We start from the raw sequence: 5146 nt of genomic DNA, 5'->3' as shown, positions 1-5146 counted from the left end.
CATTGCCCTGTACGGCGTGTACCTCCCCCTGTACGCCGGCTGGCTCGCCTCGCGTGAGCGGCGCGGCATTTACGCGCTGACATGGGGGATGCTGGCGGCGATCCCGCTGGACATCTGCCTGCGGGCCATCCTCTCCTCGGCGGACACATTTTTCGCCAGCGGGGCCCTGCCGGCGGTGCTGGTGATCCTGTTGGCCGGCATTATGTTCAGTCGAACGCTGACCTGGCCGCGCCGCACAGTGCGCGAACCCCTGACCCCCTTGCCACAGGGCGGGTGGGCAGATGGGATTCTGCTGGCCGGCCTGGGAATAGGGATGTTCCTGGGATACGCGCTGTTCTTCAACGCCTCCCTCGCCGGCCCGCTGGCCAATGCCCCCTATCCCGCCGCCGTCGTCACGGCGGTAGCCACTGCCGTCCTGATCGGGAGCGCCCTCTATTATGACGCGGATTCCGTCCAATTACTCGACCAGAATCCACTCTTCACCGCCCTGCTGGCGAACCTAGGGCTGATTGCCAGCACCGCCCTGCTGGTGTTGAACCGCCCCTCGCACTGGAACCTGCCGCTGATGGCCGTCGGCCTGGGACTGCTGATGGTGGACATTGTCTTGTTCGGCCGCCTGCTGGTCAGCTCCAGCGGCCATCCGGTCATCACCGCCGGCCTGGGATGGTGGCTGGGCCTCCTGGTTATGCTGGTCCTTCTCGTGCCGCTCCTGCTCTATCAGGACGAACGAGTGCTGATCGCCGGCGCTGTGCTGGCGGGCATTTGCGGGATGGCCGCCGGCATCCGCCTGCAGCGCCGGCGCTGTCCTATGCGGGTCGTGCGCGCTGCGTCATGGGTGTGGGTAGCGGCAGTGGTCCTGCTGGTCGTGACCGCTGGCGCGCTGTTCATCCAGCCGGCCGGCGCCCACCCAGACCCTCGGCAGGAAGTGACCCTGATGACCTATAACATCCGGAGCGGCTTTGGGGCGGATGACCGGTTTGACCTGCGGCGCACCGCCCATACGATCCTCACGGCCAACGCGGATATCGTCGCCCTGCAGGAAGTCAACCGCGGCTCCGGCCTGAACGGGTTCACCGACGATCTGATGGTGTTGATGGACATCCTGCGGCCGGCCGGCTACCGCTACTGGGAATTCGGGCCGGCGGCCAACCTGACCTATGGCAATGCCGTTATCTCCCGCTATCCCATCGTGGCCGGCGAAAATTTCCCCTACGCCACAGTGGTGCTGGAACGCCGCTCCTGCCTGGCGACGCGGGTCAAAATCGGCGGCCGGCGGCTGGCGGTCTACAGCACACACCTGACCCACGTGGGGCATTCCACTCCCGAGCGGCTTCAACAGGTACAGGAACTGCTGGCGCTGGTCCAACCCGAGGGGCTTCCCAAAGCCGTGATGGGAGATTTCAATGCTGTGCCGGATACGGCGGAGATTCGCGCCATGCTGGAGCACTTCACCGATGCCTACGCCGCCGTTGGCCCACCGCCCGGCTACACTTTCCCCGCCATAGCCCCGAACGAACGCATTGATTATATCTTCCTCTCGCCAGAACTGACCCCCTTGGGCGCGCGGGTGATGGACAGCCGGGCCTCGGACCATCGTCCGGTCGTGGTGCAGGTGCGGCTGGCGCCGTGAAGGAGTAGAGGGCAGGCATGAAGCGGCCACTGGATGATCTCCGACGCAACCAACTGCTTGCCGGCGTCCTGGCTGGCCGGCCCCCTACCTGGGGCAGGATCCTCCTCTTCATCCTGTCGCTGGAAGTCGTACTACTGGTGGTGGGCGGCCTCTTAAGCATCCCCATCACCGCGGTGCTGATGGTGCCGGCCCTGCAAAGCGGCCAGTTCCAGCTCACCGAGGGGGCCATCCTCCAAATGCTGGACATGATGAACCGCACCGTGCCGGGTCTGCTGGTCAACCTGCTGCAGTTCCTGCTCATGGCCGGCTGGACATTCCTCTGGGTCCGGGTGGTAGAGGGCCGGCCGCTGGCGTCCCTCGGCCTGCAGAGCCATCGTCCTCTCCAACAGTGGGCACGCGGCATGCTGGTCGGCGCCGGCCTGCTGGTGTTCTCCGTCGCGCTCATCCCCCTACGCGGCGGGCTGAGCATCCTGGCCGTGACACCGGCAGGGGTCGGGAAGACTATCCTCTGGTTGTGCATCACCCTGCTCTTTTTCCTCCTGCAGGGGCCGGCGGAGGAACTGGTAGCGCGTGGGTACCTGCTTCAGGCCTTCAGCGCCAAGGCGGGTGTCGCGGCCGGCATAGTGCTTTCCTCACTCTTCTTTGCCCTTCAGCACGCGCTCAATCCCAATCTGACGCCGCTGGCGCTTGTCAACCTCTTCCTGTACGCCGTGTTTGCGGCGCTGTATGCGTTACGGGATGAATCGCTCTGGGGCGTGTTCGGACTGCACTCGGCCTGGAACTGGACGCAGGGAAATATCCTGGGCCTGCCGGTCAGCGGGTCCGGGTTCGGTCAGGCCCCGCTTTTTCACCTGCAGACAGCAGGTCCTGGATGGTGGACGGGGGGCGCGTTCGGGCCGGAGGGCGGGCTGACGGTGACCCTCAGCACCCTATTGGGCATCATCGTCCTGCTGGTTCTGGTGCGGCGGCATGCGCCGGCCGCTTCATCTCGATCCATTCCCGCAGAAGGCGGAAACCCGGGGGATACGGATGTGGAACCGTAAGCGCTTCGTCCTGTCGTTCGTGCTGGTGGCGCTGGCGGCCCTGCTGGCCTACGGCGGGATCGTATATGTCGCAACCATGACCGCCACGGAGGAAGTGGGGCAGGAGCTGGCGGCCACGCAGTGGCAAACCCTCCAGCGCATCATCGGACAGTTGACCATCGAGCTGATCCCTGCCGCAAAAGAGGCCGCCGGCCGGCCGGAGCTGGCGGTAGCATTGACCAGCCCCGCCGGGGCCGAGTGGAGCGCGCTGGAAAGCGCGCTGTCGAGCACCCTGGAAGACGTGTTCTCGGTGCGCATGTGGGCTGTGCTCGATCGTCAAGGGCGGTGGACCGCCGGCGTTGGCCTTGGCCAGGAAGCGATAAGCGGTGTTCCCTCGTGGCGCATCTTCCAGTCGGCGCAGGAAGGGCGAGGGGATGCCGGCCTGTATGCGCTGGCCGGCACGCCGACAGCGGTGGCCATCGTCCCAGTGCAAGGGGGCGGCGCGGGAGAGATCATCGGCTTCGTCATGGTGGCCCGGCCGCTGGACCGCGCCTTTATGGAACGGCTGAAAGCCTACCTGGGGCGGGAAGTGCTCCTGTTCGGCGAGGGGGAGTTCCTGGCCGGCAGTCGGCCGCTGAGCGCACAGGAGGAGGCCGTTCGGTTAGGGTATATCCAGCGCGCCAATCTGCGGCCGGCCTCGTACCTGCCGGCGGTGGACCATCTTCCGCACAATCTGCTTGTCGCCACAGGGGAATTGTGGGACGCGGAGAACCGCCAGATCGGGTATCTGCAAATCGAGATACCCAATCCCGCCGGCTCCACCATCCGCACGGCGGTAACGCTGGCCTCGCTGGTGGCCATCCTATTAGGCCTGGCGGCCTCTTTCATCCTCGCGCAGGCCATTGGGAGCCGGCTGGCGGAGTCAGCGGATATGCTGGCGGCGCGGGAACGGGAGAACGCCCGACTCTATGCGGAGGTCCAGCAGTTGAACCGCCGGCTGGAGAAACTGCTCAGCGAGCGCACTACCCAGCTCCGCGCCGCCATGAGCGAGCTTCAGGAAGCGCGCGAACAACTCATCCAGGCGAACCGGCTGGCATCGCTCGGCTCGCTAACCGCCGGCCTGGTGCAGGGATTAAGCTCACCGGTTGCTACCATATCCAGCGTCGTCCATGCCCTGCTGGCCGTGGAGCAAGATGAGGGGCGCCGGCGCCAGTTGGAGGAGGTTCGAGAGTCCGTCCTGCACTGCCAGGCACTGCTGGCACGCGCGCGGGCTTATCTTCGCCCAGGACGCGCACCGCGGCGCGAGCTGACCGACCTCAATCAATTGGTGCGCGATTCCCTGGATGTCACCCGCCATATCCATGAGCAGGCGGAAATCACCGTACAACTCGATCTGGATGAGAACCTGCCGAGGGTGCTGGTGGACGCCGCGCAGATTCAGCAGGTATTGTTCAACCTGCTCCTGAACGCCGGCGAGGCGATGGAGAATTCGGAACCGCCGCGCCTCCTCACCATCCGCACCTCTCGGGCCAACGACATGGTGCAGGTGGTGGTCGAAGACAGCGGCCCAGGGCTGAGCACAGCAGACCTGAACCGTCTGTTCGAGCCGTTCTACACCACCAAGCCGGCGCATCAGGGCACCGGCCTCGGCCTCTACATCTCCCGGCAAATTATAGAGGCCCACGGCGGGCGCATCAGCGGCGAGAACCGGCCCGACGGCCGCGGCGCGCGCTTTGTCGTGGAACTGCCGGCGGGCATCCCGACAAAAGGCTGAAGCCCCTTCAACGCCGGCGCCGCCGGGTCAACAGCCAGAGCAGTGCCGCAAAGCCGGCCAGCGTGAGCCAGGGATGATTGCTGACCCAGAGCGCGGCGCGCAGGCCCTTGCGAAAGCGCTCCACCCCGCTGATATCCGGGACGGCCGGCAGTCCGGCGTGCCAATCTATGTCTGCCAGGCGGGAGAGATAGCCCTGCTGGACGCATCCCTCCAGGCTGAAGATGTAGAGCTGATGGCTCCAGCGGTGCGCCAGGAGCAGATCCCGCTCCAGTTCCTCCCATGAAAGCGGCGCCTGGGAAACCGTGCCGGCGATCTCCACCCCGCCGCCCGTGCTCCCGACGCCGATGGCCTGGGCATGGGGGCCGTAGCTCCACAGGAAAGCCGCACCGTGGGGGCGCAGGAAGCTGGAATAGAGCATCAGCACCTCGATATCCCCCTTCACGTCCACCAGCCCCCCGAGCGCGCGGATGAGCCGTGAGCCGGCCATCCTCTCATCCACGATAAGCGGCATGTGGTACACCTCGGCACCCCAGCCGTCCGCATGGATGCGCTCGATCAGCCCCTGGTATACGGCCTCCGCATGCCAGATACGCTCGGGATTGAACAGGCGGTCCCAAATGGTGGGAAGCAGGGCAAGCCAGCGGCCGGCGTACAACCCCTGCATCTCGGCGATATGCGGCTCGATGTCCAGCCCGACCCTCTGCCAGTGCAAGGAGTGCT

The 5146-nt window shown here is 65.9% G+C and carries 4 protein-coding genes; 3 read left to right on the top strand and 1 reads right to left on the bottom strand.

Annotated features, from left to right (window positions below; all coding sequences use genetic code 11):
- From H5T60_11390 to H5T60_11380, 3 genes are all read left to right on the top strand, one after another.
- Positions 1 to 1630, top strand: a 1630-nt coding sequence (locus tag H5T60_11390) for an endonuclease/exonuclease/phosphatase family protein (protein MBC7243036.1), incomplete at its 5' end; no start/stop codon positions are given.
- A 17-nt stretch (positions 1631 to 1647) separates the two neighbouring features.
- On the top strand, positions 1648 to 2673 hold the full coding sequence (locus H5T60_11385; protein ID MBC7243035.1) for a CPBP family intramembrane metalloprotease: 1026 nt from the start codon (positions 1648 to 1650) through the stop codon (positions 2671 to 2673).
- The gene (locus H5T60_11380; GenBank protein ID MBC7243034.1) at positions 2660 to 4426 is read left to right on the top strand and encodes a hypothetical protein; all 1767 of its coding nucleotides are present in this window, start codon (positions 2660 to 2662) and stop codon (positions 4424 to 4426) included. The genes H5T60_11385 and H5T60_11380 overlap by 14 nt, the downstream gene beginning before the upstream one ends.
- Positions 4427 to 4433: 7 nt before the next feature.
- On the opposite strand, the gene H5T60_11375 is transcribed toward H5T60_11380, so the two are convergent.
- On the bottom strand, positions 4434 to 5146 hold a 713-nt coding region (locus H5T60_11375), incomplete at its 5' end, for a hypothetical protein (GenBank protein ID MBC7243033.1).

The organism is Anaerolineae bacterium, from assembly GCA_014360855.1.
Lineage (GTDB): Bacteria > Chloroflexota > Anaerolineae > JACIWP01 > JACIWP01 > JACIWP01.
Note: the sequence above shows the minus strand (reverse complement) of the source record. Positions and strands in the feature narration are given on the sequence as shown.

Coding starts and splice junctions, on each gene's coding strand:
- H5T60_11380 (MBC7243034.1), top strand. CDS start 2,660: ATGTGGAACCGTAAGCGCTTCGTCCTGTCGTTCGTGCTGGTGGCGCTG.
- H5T60_11385 (MBC7243035.1), top strand. CDS start 1,648: ATGAAGCGGCCACTGGATGATCTCCGACGCAACCAACTGCTTGCCGGC.